At 66.1% G+C, this 12,698-nt stretch carries 13 protein-coding genes; 8 read left to right on the forward strand and 5 right to left on the reverse strand.

Translation table 11 applies throughout. The features are described from left to right. Nucleotides 1–66 precede the first annotated feature (66 nt). Nucleotides 67–1,785, forward strand: a complete 1,719-nt coding sequence (locus AC5P8C_RS07150; RefSeq protein ID WP_495218504.1) for a serine hydrolase domain-containing protein — start codon at nucleotides 67–69, stop codon at nucleotides 1,783–1,785. 18 nt (nucleotides 1,786–1,803) lie between these two features. On the opposite strand, the gene AC5P8C_RS07155 is transcribed toward AC5P8C_RS07150, so the two are convergent. Beyond that, the gene (locus AC5P8C_RS07155) at nucleotides 1,804–2,196 is read right to left on the reverse strand and encodes a DoxX family protein (RefSeq protein ID WP_019660763.1); all 393 of its coding nucleotides are present in this window, start codon (nucleotides 2,194–2,196) and stop codon (nucleotides 1,804–1,806) included. Nucleotides 2,197–2,314: 118 nt separating this feature from the next. Here AC5P8C_RS07155 and AC5P8C_RS07160 point away from each other — a divergent pair, with 118 nt between their 5' ends. Beyond that, nucleotides 2,315–2,734 (forward strand): H-NS histone family protein, encoded by a 420-nt coding sequence (locus tag AC5P8C_RS07160; RefSeq protein ID WP_019660762.1) that lies wholly within the window; start codon nucleotides 2,315–2,317, stop codon nucleotides 2,732–2,734. Nucleotides 2,735–2,783: 49 nt separating this feature from the next. After that, nucleotides 2,784–3,191 carry a hypothetical protein gene (locus tag AC5P8C_RS07165; protein WP_019660761.1) on the forward strand — a complete coding sequence of 136 codons (408 nt, stop codon included), beginning with the start codon at nucleotides 2,784–2,786 and terminating at the stop codon, nucleotides 3,189–3,191. A 23-nt stretch (nucleotides 3,192–3,214) separates the two neighbouring features. Here the strand turns inward: AC5P8C_RS07165 and AC5P8C_RS07170 are convergent, their stop codons facing one another. Beyond that, nucleotides 3,215–3,856, reverse strand: a complete 642-nt coding sequence (locus AC5P8C_RS07170; protein WP_233654083.1) for a glutathione S-transferase family protein — start codon at nucleotides 3,854–3,856, stop codon at nucleotides 3,215–3,217. Between the two features lie 460 nt (nucleotides 3,857–4,316). Between AC5P8C_RS07170 and AC5P8C_RS07175 the strand changes: the two genes are divergently transcribed. Together AC5P8C_RS07175 and cml are read left to right on the forward strand one after the other, a co-directional pair. Continuing rightward, complete coding sequence (locus AC5P8C_RS07175; protein WP_005419568.1) at nucleotides 4,317–4,769, forward strand: PA2169 family four-helix-bundle protein; 453 nt, start codon at nucleotides 4,317–4,319, stop codon at nucleotides 4,767–4,769. A 252-nt stretch (nucleotides 4,770–5,021) separates the two neighbouring features. Then, complete coding sequence (gene cml / locus AC5P8C_RS07180; RefSeq protein WP_233653707.1) at nucleotides 5,022–6,209, forward strand: CmlA/FloR family chloramphenicol efflux MFS transporter; 1,188 nt, start codon at nucleotides 5,022–5,024, stop codon at nucleotides 6,207–6,209. Between the two features lie 62 nt (nucleotides 6,210–6,271). Here cml and AC5P8C_RS07185 read toward each other — a convergent pair whose 3' ends face one another. Next, the gene (locus tag AC5P8C_RS07185) at nucleotides 6,272–9,664 is read right to left on the reverse strand and encodes an autotransporter domain-containing protein (protein ID WP_495218505.1); all 3,393 of its coding nucleotides are present in this window, start codon (nucleotides 9,662–9,664) and stop codon (nucleotides 6,272–6,274) included. A 189-nt stretch (nucleotides 9,665–9,853) separates the two neighbouring features. Here AC5P8C_RS07185 and AC5P8C_RS07190 point away from each other — a divergent pair, with 189 nt between their 5' ends. Beyond that, nucleotides 9,854–10,054: a hypothetical protein gene (locus tag AC5P8C_RS07190; protein WP_495218506.1), complete on the forward strand. Its 201-nt coding sequence runs from the start codon at nucleotides 9,854–9,856 to the stop codon at nucleotides 10,052–10,054. Nucleotides 10,055–10,158: 104 nt separating this feature from the next. Further along, entirely contained in the window at nucleotides 10,159–10,509 is a 351-nt protein-coding gene (locus AC5P8C_RS07195; protein ID WP_019660756.1) for a VOC family protein, read from the forward strand. A gap of 258 nt (nucleotides 10,510–10,767) precedes the next feature. On the opposite strand, the gene AC5P8C_RS07200 is transcribed toward AC5P8C_RS07195, so the two are convergent. Together AC5P8C_RS07200 and AC5P8C_RS07205 are read right to left on the reverse strand one after the other, a co-directional pair. Then, on the reverse strand, nucleotides 10,768–11,067 hold the full coding sequence (locus tag AC5P8C_RS07200; RefSeq protein WP_134730020.1) for a KGG domain-containing protein: 300 nt from the start codon (nucleotides 11,065–11,067) through the stop codon (nucleotides 10,768–10,770). 196 nt (nucleotides 11,068–11,263) lie between these two features. Next, a complete protein-coding gene (locus tag AC5P8C_RS07205; RefSeq protein ID WP_495218507.1) occupies nucleotides 11,264–11,728 on the reverse strand; it encodes a MarR family winged helix-turn-helix transcriptional regulator in 465 nt (154 codons plus the stop codon). Between the two features lie 52 nt (nucleotides 11,729–11,780). Between AC5P8C_RS07205 and AC5P8C_RS07210 the strand changes: the two genes are divergently transcribed. Then, entirely contained in the window at nucleotides 11,781–12,692 is a 912-nt protein-coding gene (locus AC5P8C_RS07210; RefSeq protein ID WP_495218508.1) for a S41 family peptidase, read from the forward strand. Nucleotides 12,693–12,698 lie beyond the last annotated feature (6 nt).

Here is a 12,698-nt window from a genome sequence, read left to right on the forward strand (position 1 = left end):
GAATGACACATGCCCCGCCATTTCTGCTGGCGGGAAGATGGCGGCATCCCGAAGAGGAGTGATCTGATGCCTGGTACGCTCAGTCGTCGCGCCTTCCTGGCCAACGCTGCTGCCGTTCCGGCGGCCACGCTCATGCCCACCGGCGTTGCTGCGGTGGCGCAGCCAACCGTCACCACCGGGAGCCTGATCGACGCGGAACGCGGCGTGATCCGCTCGGCCATGGACGGCAGCGGCATCGGTGCCGCTGCCGTCTGCCTGGTCGAAGGCGGACAGGTGCGCTGGACTGAAGGCTTCGGTCACGTATCAGGCCAGGGCAGCGCGGCCGTAGACGCCAGCACGATGTTCAGCATCCAGTCCACCTCGAAGAATTTCGCGGCGGTGGCGGTGCTGTTGGCCGTGCAGGACGGCATCCTTGATCTGGACGCGCCCATTACCCGCTATCTGCCGTCGTTCACGGTGCGCAGCCGCTTCGAGCATGCTCCACAGGAGCGCATCAGCCTGCGCCTGCTGCTTGCCAATCGCGCGGGATTCACGCACGAGGCGCCACTGGGCAACAACTACGAACCGGCGTCGCCGGGCTTTGATGCGCACGTCCGCAGCATCTCGCAGACATGGCTGCGCTTTCCAGTGGGTACGCGCTATCGCTACTCCAACCTGGGCTTCGACCTTGCCGGTCATGTCATTGAGCAGGTTGCGGGCATCAGCTATCCGGCCTGGCTGCAGCGCCGGATCTTCGAGCCGCTGGGAATGCACGACAGTACGGCCGATGCCTCGATCTACCTGGCAAGCAAGGGGCGGGCACTGGGAACCCAGGAAGGCCATGCGCAGGTACCGCCGGTGACGCCGCTGGTGGTGTCGGGAGGCGTCTGGACCAGTGCCGCCGACATGGCGAAGTATCTTGGCTTCCTGCTCGGTGGCGGTCGATCCGGTGCGCAGCAACTGCTCGAGCCTCACCTTTGGGACGAGATGCATGGTTTCGGCCTGGGCGGTGACTACGGGCTCGGTGTCATGCGCAGCGAACGCCTCTACGGCAGTACATCGGTGAGGCTGCTGCACCACCGCGGCGGGGGCTTCGGATTCGGGTGCGTGTTCACCTACTGCAGGCAGGCAAACGCTGGATTTGCCGCGATGTTCAATCGCGCGACGTCTGCGGGGTACGGCATTGGCGAGCGTCTGCTCGATCAGCTGTTGTCGGCGCGTTTCGGGCCTCGTCAGCCGCGTGTGCCCCTGTCTTCCCTGGCGCCGATCAGGTTGAACCAGGACCAGGTGCAGCGGATGGCGGGGAGCTGGATCGGGCGCAGCGGCAAGGCGAAGATCGTGGTTGCCGGAAGCGGTGAACTGCAACTGCATCGTGGGGCGCAAGCTGTGGGCGGCCGTTTTGCGGCCATCGACGGCGACCAACTGTTCACCGTGGACACCGATGGAGAAGTTGCGACGTACCGCTACCATGCGGCGACGGACATGCTGCCGGCGCACCTGGAATGCAGCAACGGCGAGGACGGCCTGGACCAGAACGATCCCATCGATGGGCCCACCGGGCCGCAGGCGCCCCATTGGCAACCCTGGCTGGGGCGCTATCGCATCGACCAGTGGGGAAAACCGTCGATGTCCGTTGTGCTGGAGCAGCGACAGGGCTGGCTGTACATCGATGGCATCCGCCTGGTCACTGAAGTGGAGCCAGGCTTGTTGTTCACCAGCGATGGCGAAGCGGTGGATTTCCGCAGCTCCCAGCCGACATGGCGAAACCTGCGTCTGCAGCGCGTCCCGCCCGTGGGCCAGGGGTGATGGCGGCATGCCGCCTGCTTATCCGCGCCGCCCACGCCCATCAATGCTGTAGCGCCCGGCTCCGGTGCAGGCCAGCAGCAGGAAGCCACCGGCCAGGCCCAGGTTCTTCAGGAACATGATCTGCTGGGTCTGATCGGCGAAGTTGTGGTGGAAGATGAAAGCGGTGACCAGGCTGAAACCTGCCAGTACGACCGCCACCAGCCGGGTCTGGAAGCCGAGCAGGATGCACAGGCCGCTGCCGATTTCGAAAGCGATGGTCGGCCAGAGCAGGATGCCGGGAACTCCCATTGCCTCCATGTAGCCCTGGGTACCACTGAGATCACCGAGCTTGCCCAGCCCGGAGACCAGGAACAGGGCCATCAGCAGGATGCGTGCAAGCAGGTAGGCGAGCGAATGCGATGAAGTGCTCACGTCGAGGTCCTCGGAGATGGCCGACGCAGGCGATCGGAGCCCACCGGCGGTGAAGCCCGTGTCTACGCGCCGGGCAGGGCGCCTTGACAGCTGCCGCGCTGCAGTAGACCTTTCCCGCATGACGATCGATATTGAATCGCTCAGCCTTCGCGAGCTGGGTGCCCTGGTGGTTGCCGCTGAACGGCGGAAACAGCTGATTTCCAGCCGCCGTCCGGCCAGTGCGGTGCGCCGGATGCTGAAGGCCGCCGCCGCCGAAGCCGGATACACCATCGAAGAACTCTTTGGCGGCCAAGCCTCGGAAACACCTGCGCCCGCCCGCAAACCCGCCCGCCGTAAATCCGGCAAAGTCGCGCCCAAGTATCGCGACCCGGAATACAAGCGCCTGACCTGGACCGGTCGCGGGCGCATGCCGCGCTGGTTGGCGTCCAAGGTGTCGATGGGCCACAAGGTCACCGATTTCCTGATTCCTGGCTTGGCCAGGCCGACCGCTGGCAAGACCAGCACCATCGGCAAGCGGACCGTCATCAAGAAGGGATGAGGCTGCAGCACTGCTACCCTGCCTAGGTCTTTCAACCAAGGAGCACGGGATGGCACACGAGAGTGGCATGATGATCACGCCGAAAGTCCTGCACGCCGCGGCAGGCGCGGCCGTGCTGGTCAGCCTGCTGGCCTGGGCGGTGGAATGGAGCGGGATGGCCTATGTCTGCCCGTACTGCCGCGTGCAGCGCACGGTCATCGGCGTGCTCGGCCTGCTCACGCTGTTCGCGCGCCCGGGGAGCCTCATCGTGCCCTGGTTGTCGTACACAGCCGGTGGCTTCGCGTTCGTGGTCGCAGCGATGCAGCACTTCAACGGCTGGAAGCGCATTTCCGCCGGTGATTTCAGTTTCAACGCGCAGTGGTACATCGATCCGTGGCTGCTGTCCGGCTGCGCGATGCTGATCCTGGTGGCGCAGCTGATGCTGGTGCAGGCCGCCTGCCGGCGCAGCTTGCGCTGAGTATTTCCACGCATGGCGCGGAACTACCCGTTCTGGAATACCGCCAGCTGCGCAGCAAACGCGCGCTGATAGGCGGGACGCTGCGTTGCCCGTGCCACATAGGCCACCAGCAGCGGATACTCGTCAAGCAGCCCGCTGCTCTTTAGGCGCAGCAGCACCGAAACCATCATCAGGTCGCCCACGCTGAAATCGCCGTCCAGCCACGGCGCGTTGGCCAGCCATGTTGACAGTTGCGCCAATCGCGCCCGAACCCGCTCATCCAGCATCGGCAGCCGCTGTGCGTACCACGGCTGCTCGCGCTCCAGCACCCAGGCCATGGAGCGCTCGACAATCGGCGGCTCTACCGTGTTCAGTGCGGCAAACAGACACATGACCGCGCGCATGCGGGCATCCGGATCAACCGGGAGCAGGCCGGAATGTTGTTCGGCCAGGTGCAGGACGATCGCGCCGGATTCAAACAGGACCTGGTGGCCCTCCTGCCAGGTGGGAATCTGCCCGAACGGATTGCGTGCCAGGTGCGCGGGCTGCTTCAGCTCGGCAAAGCTGAGCAGCTGCACGTCATAGGGCACGTCCAGCTCTTCCAGCGCCCAGCGAACGCGCATGTCACGGGCCAGGCCCTGGCCGCGGTCGGGAGAGGTGGCGAAGGCGGTGAGGATGGCGGTCATGGCAGCAGTCCGCGTGGTGAGGGAAGGGCTTTGATGATCTGACGAGCGGGCGTCCCGGAAATCGACATCGATGGCGGCGCCCTGCACGTCACCTGCACGCGTCCTGCACGCACGTACCGCCGCCGATCCATCAGTCTGCCGGGGTCATCCGCAGAGACAGGTAGCAGGCATGAATACCCCCGGAAAACCGAAGCCCAGTTGGCGCCAGAGAAACGTACTGATGGGAGCGCTCGCCGCGGTCGTGGTGATCGTGCTGATCATCCTGTTCGTTCCCTGGTGAGGCTGGCCAGCACCGCTCGATGTGAGCCACGCGCCACTGTGGCGTGAAGCAGTCAGTGCGTGATGTGCATATCAATCGCTGCTCACCCGCGAACCACACGAGCATGTCCACAGTGGATCCGCAGGCAGCGCAGTCGAGGCTGCTTTTCTCCCCCTGAAACGAAGATACAGGAGCAAGGCCATGAGCACCCAGTCCACCATCGAACACCGCCTCAACGACCTGATCGAGATCGCCCGCGACGGCAAGTCGTTTTACGAAGAGGCCGCAACCAAGGTGAAGGATGCCGAGCTGTCGGCCTTGTTCACCCGTATCGCCGGCGTCAAGGGCCGCATCGTCGCGGCGCTGAGCGGTTCGGTGGCTGCCAGCGGCGGCAAGCCGGCCGAGCATGGCACCGTGGTGGGTTCGATGCAGCAGTTCTACGGCAAGGTCCGCGCCGCGTTCGGAGATACCAACTATGGCTACGTGGCCGAGCTGGAAGAGTCCGAGGATCGCCTGCTGGGCGCGTTCAAGGATGTGCTGAAGGACAATGAACTGCCGCCGGCGGTGCGCCAGGAAGTCACTCAGCTGTTGCCCGAAGTGCAGGAGTGCCACAACGTGATGCGCGCGCGCAAGCATGCGATGAAGGCGGCCTGACGATCAGCGGCGGCCCACTCCCCAGGGTCGCCGCGGCCGGGGCGGCACCGCTGCCCCGGCCACCCTGAACCGGTCGCTGCTACACTTGCACCGGTTCCGCACCGCCAACGATCAACACCATGAGCAACGGGAACGGTCCGCAGACAGTTCGCTGAGCCGCAACAACGATGCAGACGTTGTTGCGGTGATCATCCCTGCGATGCACGCGAAGTGGATGGATCGCCGCCGGATCACTCCGGGCGGAGACTCCCCATGTTCAATCGAAAGGCCCCGCGTTGGGCCCACCCGTTGCCGTCGGCCATTGTGCTGATGGCGCCGTTCGACCTCCTGGCCTCGCTGGCCATGGACATCTATCTTCCTGTGGTGCCGGTGATGCCGCAGGCACTGCAGACATCCCCGACGCTGGTGCAGCTCACGTTGAGCAGTTACCTGCTGGCGCTCGGGCTGGGCCAGTTGCTGTTTGGCCCATTGTCCGACCGCATCGGGCGACGCCCGGTCCTGTTGCTGGGGGCGTTGCTGTTCGCGCTTTCGTCGTTTGCGCTGGCCTTGTCCGGCAGCGGCGCCGCTTTTCTGGCCTGGCGAACCGTACAGGCGGTGGGAGCGTCGGCGGCATTGGTGGCGACCTTCGCCACGGTCCGTGACGTCTATGCCGATACACCCGAAGGCGCCTCGCTGTATGGGTTGTTCGCTTCGATGCTGGCCTTCGTGCCGGCGCTGGGGCCTGTTCTGGGCGCACTGCTGGCTGGTGCCGTCGGCTGGCGCGCGATCTTCGTTCTGCTCGGTGTACTGGGCACGATCGCCGGCCTGCGCGCGGTGCGGCATTGGCACGAAACCCGCCCGCAGTGCCATGACGGGGCGCGACCGGCGGCACGACGCATCCTCGGCAGCGGCGCGTTCTGGGTCTACACGCTGGGCTTCAGCGCGGGCATGGGCACATTCTTCGTGTTCTTCTCAGTCGCGCCCCGGTTGCTGGTCGGGCGCATGCAGTACTCGCCGCTGTCGTTCAGCCTGGCCTTCGCGACGGTGGCACTGGTGATGATCGTCACGGCGCGGATGGCGAACGCGTGCATTGGGCGCTGGAACGTGCGCGGTACCTTCCTGCGCGGCCTGTGGGTGATGGTGGCCGGGGCGCTGCTGATGGCGTCGGCCGCCGCGTGGCGTCCCTCGTTGATCGGCGTGGTGCTGCCCATGTGGGGCATCGCGGTGGGGCTGGTGATGGTGGTTTCAGTGGCTGCCAACGGTGCGCTGCGTGATTTCGCCGATGCGTCGGGTGCGGCGGTGGCCCTGTACTACGCAGTGCAGAGCATTATCGTGGCAGGCATCGGCACGCTGGTGATCCTTGTGCTACCCGGCGATACCGTGTGGCCGCTGGTGGCCTATGGGTTGCTGCTGCCACTTGCCAGCCTGGCAGGTGCCGCCGCCCTGCGCCGTCGCGCATAGCGCTGGGGGGGCAAAAAAGGGGCGGCCGCAAGGCCGCCCCAACCCGTCAAGAGAACACGTGTTTAGAAGCGGATGGACCAGCGAGCACTGGCCCCATGGTCGCGGCTTTCACTGCCGAACTGGCCGCTGTAGCCCAGCTCCAGCTGCTGCCGCGGCGTCAGCCACGCCGACAGGCCCAGCTCGGCCACGACAGCGTTCTCGGCAATCGGTGCGCCTTCGACTGCAAAGGGCGTGCTGCTGTTGGCAAAGGCCAGGTTGGCCACCTGGCTGCGGTCTCCGAAGGCGCGGCGATAGCCCAGACCACCGCGCAGATGCAGCCAGCTGTCCTGCTGGAATGATGCCTTCAGGCCCTTGTCGAAGCGCAGCCCTGCGGTAGCGGTGGTGGTGCCGGTGTCGTCCACCTTGCCGTGCAGCGCCGCCGCGCCACCGCGCTCGTTGATCTGCTTGAGGTCCACTTCCACGCGAGCCACCTGCAGGTAGGGCTCCAACCCGCCTTCCGCGTTGCCGAAGCGATAGCCCGCTTCGATGAACGCTTGGCGCGCATGCGCGTTGTAGCGCGCGCTCAGGCTGTCACTGAAGCCGGCGAAGCCGACATCGCGCGTGCTCTTCACCTTGTGCTTGCTCCATGCCACGCCACCGCGCAGGCCGAAGCCGCCCCAGGCGTGGCTGGCATAGGCGCCGACGTGCGTGTTGTCGATCTTCGACTTGGCACGGCGCTCCAGCTGCTTCACGTCGGTGCGGCCGGTACCGGCCAGCACGCCGACCTGCCAGCCATCGAACTCGCGGTCGATGCCCACCAGCAGGCCATTGCTGTTGGCATCGGTGCGCGCGGTGTTGCTGTTGCCATCCAGCCTGCTGTTGCCGCCCAGTGCCTGCACCCAGGCACCGGTGGCGTCACCCGTATCGGATCCCGGTGCGGTTGCGCCGGCACGGCGTGACAACGCAGCGTCACGGACATGACGGCTGCCTTCCACCAGCGCCAGCGAGGTGGCTGCGTGCAGCTCGCCGCTGAGGCCATCGAGTACGGCACCGACCTGCTGCGGGAACAGCTGTGTCAGCGGCTTGGGCAGGCCCTGGTTGATCGCCAGGCCATCGGCCGCCGCCGCAACCGCATGCTGGTTGGGCGTAGTGGCCGCACTGGCCAGCGATGCACCACGGGCCACGTCGATGCGTGCTCCGTTGGCACCGTACGCCAGGCTGAACTGCAGGAACGGCGAGAACGCGCTGAAGTCGGTCTTCGCGAACTGCCCGTTGAGACCGCCGTCGGCGCGGATGAAATTGAACTGCTCGCCGAGGTAATAGGTGCCCGGCTCCGGCAGCGCGAGCAGGGTACCGCCCAGGGTGGCGGTGCCGGTCACGTGCAACTGGTCACTGCGCCCGCCTGGAGCAAGTTCGGCGGCATAGACGCCGGTTGCGCCCTGCACGTAGTTACCGTTGATGGTCAGCGTGCCGATTGAATTGCCGGGCGCGATGATGCCGTCGACTTGGGTGGTGCCGAGCGTACCGACACCCTTCAGCAGGCCGTTGGCACCGACCGTGGTGGTGCCGCCGGTCTGCGTGCCGTTGAAGGACACCACGCCGCCGTTGACGCTCAGGTTGCTGTCCTTCAGCACGGCGCTGGCGCTGACCGTACTCACGCCACCGGTAGTGGTCAGTGCGGTGGAGAACAGGCTGCCGTTGAGCAGGAACTGGCCGCCCTGCACTTCGACCGCCGCGGTAAGCGCGTTGGCGCCGTTCAGTTCCAGCGTACCGTCCTGCAGTACCGCGCCGTTGAAGCTGTTGTCACCGCTCAGGCGCAACCAGCCGATGCCGGACTTGGTCAGCTTGCCGGGGCCGCCGATGTCATTGGTCCAGTCATCCCAGGCATCGCCTTCCCACACCTTCAGGCCACCGGCCTTCTGGTTCATCACCACGTTGGTGTCCACGCGCAGCGAGCCGTAGCCTTCGATGGCCTTGCGCAGGTCCATCAGTCCCCAGCCGTAGATCTCGTCGATGCCGGGTGCGCCAAGATCACGCGAGGTGGTCAGCAGCACGTCGCGGACCTGCGCGCTGTCCAGATAGGGGAAGCGTTCGAACAACAGGCCCAGCGCACCGGTGACGTGCGGTGCGGCCATCGACGTGCCGCTGAGCAGCCCGTAGCTGTAGGTTGGCACGCGCTGGGTGACGTCGAGCGACAGGTTGCCGTTGGCATCAACGCCCAACGACGCCGCAACGGCGGAGTCATCGCCGTAGACCGTGGAGTTGATGTTGGAACCCGGGGCCGCCAGGCACCAGTTGGCGCTGAGCCCGCACTTGTTGGAGGTCAGGCTGAGGGTGAAATCCTGTCCAACGTTGACGACGCTGAGCCAGTATTTTTCGATGTCGGCGAAGGCACGCGGCAGGGTGGCGTACATGCCGGCGATCGGGCTGGCCGATACAGGAGCCGCAGCACCGCGCGCCGGCGAATTGCCTGCCGCCCAGACCTGGATCATTCCCCTGGCGCGTGATCCGTCTGCATAAGTGGCAAGGTAGTCGCGATAATCGGGATCGTTGTAGATCCGGTCCATCAGCACCGCATCGGGTTCCTTGCTCAGGCCCCAGCTGTGGTTGACCGCGCGCACGCCCTGGGCATTCATCTGCGCATACATGTCGACCACGGCGGACGAATCCGGCCCGACGCTGCCCAGCGAGACTACCGAATACCCGGTCGCCGTACGCTGCCATTCGCTGGCGCTGTTGAAGAACAGGCGGGCCACACTGAGATCGGCGCCGAAGGCCACGCCATGCATGCCGTTGCCATCACGGTTGGCAGCGATGGTGCCGGCAACATGGGTGCCGTGCACTTCGTAGCCGATACCGGGCTGTACATAGGGCCCCGCCAGGATCAGATCGCGGATGTTCTGCGGGACGTTTGCGTTGAACCCGACGTAGCTGACCTGCACGTCGTCGCCGTCACTTGAGAAGCAGGCGCCGGGGCCAGTGAGCTGTGCAGTGTTGGTGCAGCGCGTGCCATCGGCGAGCACGTCGGCGATGTGGATGCTGCGATGGTTCTTGCCAGCGAATTCCGGATGGTCCAGGCCGGTGCCACTGTCGAACACGCCAAGGCGGATGCCGGTGCCCGTCAGGCCACGCGCATAGGCGTCGTCGGCGTGGGTCGCCGCCAGGCCCCAGTCGGCGTTGAATTCCTCCGTGTGCCAACTGGCCGGATCACCTGCGTTACCGACGAGCGACGTGCTGCTGGCTGCTGCCGTGGGTGTTGCGGCCGCTGCATTGGCGCCGGCCGACGCGCTCGCCATCGACGTGGGCTGCGCCCATGCGGCCTGCAGTTGGCGCTGCTGCTGCCAAGCGTCGAGTGACTCGCTGGCCATGGCGGGAAGCGCTGCAGCCAGCAACAGCGAACTGGCCACGGCCAACGCCAGGCGGCTGTGCAGCGGGAAGCGGGAGTGGGACGAACAGCCGTGCTGCGGGTGATTCATCGGACAACATTCCTTGGTTGACGGACAACAACGCCGTTAACCCCGCAGCGCGCCAATCACCCCCAGTAGTGTGAAGGAATTTTTATGAACGCGTTAAGGTGGCGTGACGCCGGTGTTCACGTTGCCTCGCGGCTCCCCCGCTACCGTGAGCCGGCCTGGGCTCACCAGGCTTATCAGGGAGTGATGGTGATGCGTACTGTCAGGAAAGTGATCGTGGCGGCGCTGTTCGCGCTGGTGTGTACCGGTTCGGTGGCGGTGGCGGGCCCTGTCGAGCCTTGCGACGCGCCCTGCTGGCGGGCCTACCAGATGTGCCTGGCCAGTTGGGCCGACGCTGGGGAATGCCAGCAGGCGTACAATACCTGCGTGGTCGATCTGTGCATGGGCGTGTGAGTCGCGCCGATTGAGCCGTGTGGGAGCCCCGTCACTGACGGGGCTCTTCTGTTTCCGTGGAAGGTCGGGCAGTCTGGATGGGCCCTGTCCAACGGAAGCATGCCATGGCCGTCAAACGCGTCGTCGCCAACATCGCCACGGCTGAGCCGGAACGGGCCGCTGCCTTCTATGGCGAGCTGCTTGGCATGCCCGTGGTGATGGACCATGGCTGGATCGTCACCCATGGCGGGCAGGGCAGTGCGCTGGCGCAGGTCAGCTTTGCCAGTGAAGGCGGTTCCGGCACTGCGGTGCCGGACCTGTCGATCGAGGTGGACGACCTGCAGCAGGTGCTGGAGCGCATGCGTAAGGCCGGCATCGCGCTAGAGTATGGGCCGGTCGATGAACCCTGGGGCGTGCGCCGCTTCTTTGTCCGCGATCCATTCGGGCGGCTGTTGAACATCCTCGTGCACACCTGAGCAGGACGGTTCCAACGCCGCCTGCTACCCCGTGACAGGCCGACCCTGCGTGGCAATCGACATCACAGGGGCTGGCAGGACACGCGCGTGCGCTCATCGCGCAACCGGGCGCAATGCACGCCGCGCCGCGGATGCTTACGTGGTACCGCAGTGGCACGGCCGTCGGCGTCGGCTGGGCGATGGCATCGGCCGGTACCCTGGCCCAGCTTGTGGCTGCAGGTGGCACCGCCGACGGGAAACGGCCTGGCCGCGTGATGATCACTTCTGCTGGCGGTGCGGAGCCTCTCCACCATGCTCGATCTGCTGCTGCTGCTGCTGCTGGCGCGCGTTGGCGTGGCGCGCGTGCCCACCCTCGCGCCCGATCGCGGCCATGTGCTGCCGATCACGGCTGATCGCCTCGCCGCCCTTGCGGCCTGCCGCACGTGCCTCATCGCGGCTGAACTCATGCGCATTGCCGGAGGCATGCGCCGCACGTCCGCCTTTGGCAGCGATCGCGCGCTGCTTGGCCTGGTCCATCGAGGCGAAGCCCCGGTTGGAGCGGTGATTCTGCTCAGTCATGGGAAGTATCCTTCTGCATGGGCGGCGCCGTGGTCGGCGACAGCGCCAATGCTTGGCCAGTGCGTGCTAAGCCGAGGTCGCCATCCCCGCCGTGGTCTTCACCCGGCATGCGCACGTGGTTGATGAGTCCGCCATTCAGGCGAATGCCAGGACCACCACCACCGGCGAACACGCGGGGTGTCGCCGACGCACTGCATCAGCGCAGGCGGGCGTCGCGCAGGCGTTGCGCGAACGGTCGTTGCTCCAGCAGCTTCAATGCCTCACGCAGCACCTGTTCCAACGACTGTCCAAGTTCGGCGTCGAGACTGCGGGCCGCTAGCGCCGTAGCCTGCCACTGCGCCTGCAGCGCCGGCAATGCCTGCAGGGCGTGCGGGCTCAACTGCAGGATGCGTTCGCGGCTGTCCTCGCCCACCGCAGCGTGCAGCCAGCCGTCGCGCACCATCGCTGAAACCGTCTGGCTGAGCGCGGAGTGGCTGAGCCCGCAGGCCAGTGCCAGATCCTTGATGCGGCAGGGGCCCTGCACCATCAGCGTGCGCAGCACCGGGGTGTAGCGCGGCCGGTAGTCCAGTTGCAGATCCCGGTAGGCCTGCTCGACCGCCGGGTCGAGCTGGTCGAGCAGGGCACGCAGCAGCGTTCCCAGAGTTGCACGTTGGAGATCCATGATGACAATGATATATAAGCACTTATATATCATCAAGGCGACGGAGGCGATCATGACGGTTTCGTGGATGCTTGGCGCGTTGCTGGCGGCCGCCTGCCCGGCGCAGGACGCCGTGCTGCAGGCAGCGGCCACGGCGATAGAGGCGCAGTACCTGGATGCGGCCGAAGGCGCACGCATTGCCGAAGCCGTGCGCGGCTGGTCCACCCAGCAGCACTATGTGGACAGCTGCTCGGATCCGAAGGCTTTCAGCGCACGCCTGAACCAGGACCTGGACACGTTCGATGGCCACTTCCATGTAGAGCGCGTGGACGCAACGGCCGGCCAGGACGACTGGCTGATGGCATGGCGCGCGGATGCGCGCAGCAATGGCGCTGGCGTGCGCGAGGTACGGGTGCTGGAGGGCAACATCGGTTACCTGCGGCTGAGTACATTCTATCCGCTGGATCTGGCCCGGCCGAAACTCGCCGCCGCCCTCGAGCTGCTGGCCGACACCGATGGCCTGGTGCTGGATCTGCGCCAGAACGGCGGCGGGGATGACGGCAGTGCCGACCTGCTGGTGCGCACGCTGTTGGACGCGAAGATCGACGCGGTGCAGCAGTTGGACCAGCGCGGGCGGCGCACGCTGGTACCACTGCCGCCGGCAAGTCTGCCCACTTACCTGAAGCCGCTGGTCGTGCTGATCGATCGCCGCACCGCGTCGGCTGCCGAGTTCGTCGCCTACTCGCTGCAGGCGCTGGGCCGTGCACGCATTGTCGGCACGCGCAGCGGCGGCGCTGCACACATGGTCGATGATCCTGTGCTGCTGCCGGACGGCTATCAGATCAGCATTCCCGATCGGCAGCCGATCAATCTAAATACCGGAACCAACTGGGAACGCACCGGTGTCACGCCCGACGCGGCAGGCGGTGACGATCCGCTGTTCGTCGCGCGGCAGCTGCTGGCCCGATCGGCCTCGCGGGAATGAACGCAC

It is taken from the genome of Stenotrophomonas sp. YJH_SMC_46 (genome assembly GCF_059370315.1).

Bases quoted from the DNA above. Each gene is read 5' to 3' on its own strand.
- AC5P8C_RS07150 (WP_495218504.1), top strand. From the start codon at position 67: ATGCCTGGTACGCTCAGTCGTCGCGCCTTCCTGGCCAACGCTGCTGCC.
- AC5P8C_RS07160 (WP_019660762.1), top strand. From the start codon at position 2,315: ATGACGATCGATATTGAATCGCTCAGCCTTCGCGAGCTGGGTGCCCTG.
- AC5P8C_RS07165 (WP_019660761.1), top strand. From the start codon at position 2,784: ATGGCACACGAGAGTGGCATGATGATCACGCCGAAAGTCCTGCACGCC.
- AC5P8C_RS07170 (WP_233654083.1), bottom strand. From the start codon at position 3,856: ATGACCGCCATCCTCACCGCCTTCGCCACCTCTCCCGACCGCGGCCAG.
- AC5P8C_RS07175 (WP_005419568.1), top strand. From the start codon at position 4,317: ATGAGCACCCAGTCCACCATCGAACACCGCCTCAACGACCTGATCGAG.
- cml (WP_233653707.1), top strand. From the start codon at position 5,022: ATGTTCAATCGAAAGGCCCCGCGTTGGGCCCACCCGTTGCCGTCGGCC.
- AC5P8C_RS07185 (WP_495218505.1), bottom strand. From the start codon at position 9,664: ATGAATCACCCGCAGCACGGCTGTTCGTCCCACTCCCGCTTCCCGCTG.
- AC5P8C_RS07190 (WP_495218506.1), top strand. From the start codon at position 9,854: ATGCGTACTGTCAGGAAAGTGATCGTGGCGGCGCTGTTCGCGCTGGTG.
- AC5P8C_RS07195 (WP_019660756.1), top strand. From the start codon at position 10,159: ATGGCCGTCAAACGCGTCGTCGCCAACATCGCCACGGCTGAGCCGGAA.
- AC5P8C_RS07200 (WP_134730020.1), bottom strand. From the start codon at position 11,067: ATGACTGAGCAGAATCACCGCTCCAACCGGGGCTTCGCCTCGATGGAC.
- AC5P8C_RS07205 (WP_495218507.1), bottom strand. From the start codon at position 11,728: ATGGATCTCCAACGTGCAACTCTGGGAACGCTGCTGCGTGCCCTGCTC.
- AC5P8C_RS07210 (WP_495218508.1), top strand. From the start codon at position 11,781: ATGACGGTTTCGTGGATGCTTGGCGCGTTGCTGGCGGCCGCCTGCCCG.